Origin of the sequence: Acinetobacter higginsii (assembly GCF_000369845.1) — a bacterium.
GTDB lineage: Bacteria > Pseudomonadota > Gammaproteobacteria > Pseudomonadales > Moraxellaceae > Acinetobacter > Acinetobacter higginsii.
This window is the reverse complement of record NZ_KB850210.1, coordinates 1-1,095: the sequence shown is the minus strand read 5'-3', so window position 1 is coordinate 1,095 and position 1,095 is coordinate 1. Positions and strand designations below refer to the sequence as shown.

Below are 1,095 nucleotides of genomic sequence, written 5' to 3'. Positions count from 1 at the left end.
TTTATTTAACATAATAGGATATTATGCGATTTCAGCGACTACAGAAGTAAGTTAGGTTGACGGTCCCAATTTTCCCTTTTGCTGCTCCTTCTAAAAGCTTTGATGCATTTCCTTTTAATAATTCTTCTGTGCACTTTTCTTGTATGTCTGCTGGTGTATTCTTTTCAGCTTTTATTGAAATAATTCTTTTATTTTCAATGTTGTACTTTATGTAAAATCTATATTCAGCTTTTGCTGCAAGGGTAGAGGTGCTTGCTATTAGCAATACACCTGCAATTACTTTTATCATTAGTCATCCTTTCCTAGTACTTCAGCTCTGTATTTCATAACGTCTGCTGTTTTAATATCTTTTAAATACTTTCTTATAAGTGTATGAATTACATCAGATTCTTTAATTCTTATTTTTTTCTCAATCATCATTTCCAATGCTACTTCTTTTAGCATTTCTTCCTCTTCATCTCTAAGTCTGATCGTTGTAGCCATGGCGCAATAAATCCTGTGTTTTGTGATTTATATTTTATGACATATTGCGTTGTAATTTATTAGATGTTATTTTTCACATTAAATATAATTTGTGATTTATTACAATGAATATAATTTTCTTAGACCGACAAGAATTCATACAGGCAGCTTTTAATGAGGTGGCTAAAATCGTTTCAGAGCATGGAAATGCTTGTTTAGAGGCATGTGTTCCCGCAATTCCTACAGAACGCTGTTTAGAGCAGTTGGCTTTGGTGGCTGCTGATTGGTCGTATGACTACACAAAAATAGATGCGTATTTAGATACTTATAAAAAATCAAACGCTGAAATATTGGAATATTTAGAGGGTGAGTGCTAATGGAACATGTTCAGAAACTTGTTGATTCTCTGGAACAACGCATAACTAAATTCGAGAATAAAAAGCCGATCTCACAGAAAGCACTTCAATCAGATTTGAACAAGATGCGTATCTTCATCAAATCATACTTCGAGTTAAACCTCGTTACCCAAGATCAACAAAAATCATGGCTGGACAGAGTGGAAGCTGCTCAAATTCGCTATGAAGAAAAACCAGTTCAAAAAACAATCAAAAACAAAGAAAACACAAAGGAAAG

General features: G+C 33.3%; 3 protein-coding genes and 1 pseudogene. 2 read left to right on the top strand and 2 right to left on the bottom strand.

Going from position 1 to position 1,095, the window contains the following annotated elements; genetic code table 11:
- Window positions 1-31: 31 nt before the first annotated feature.
- Together F885_RS19955 and F885_RS19960 are read right to left on the bottom strand one after the other, a co-directional pair.
- Window positions 32-289: a hypothetical protein gene (locus F885_RS19955; RefSeq protein ID WP_005311588.1), complete on the bottom strand. Its 258-nt coding sequence runs from the start codon at window positions 287-289 to the stop codon at window positions 32-34.
- Window positions 289-483: a hypothetical protein gene (locus tag F885_RS19960; protein WP_005311586.1), complete on the bottom strand. Its 195-nt coding sequence runs from the start codon at window positions 481-483 to the stop codon at window positions 289-291. Before F885_RS19960 ends, F885_RS19955 begins: the two co-directional genes overlap by 1 nt.
- A gap of 104 nt (window positions 484-587) precedes the next feature.
- Here F885_RS19960 and F885_RS19965 point away from each other — a divergent pair, with 104 nt between their 5' ends.
- On the top strand, window positions 588-839 hold the full coding sequence (locus F885_RS19965) for a hypothetical protein (RefSeq protein WP_005311584.1): 252 nt from the start codon (window positions 588-590) through the stop codon (window positions 837-839).
- Window positions 839-1,095: pseudogene (locus F885_RS19970) on the top strand (replication initiation factor domain-containing protein); the annotation flags it as partial. The gene F885_RS19965 and the pseudogene F885_RS19970, both read left to right, overlap by 1 nt.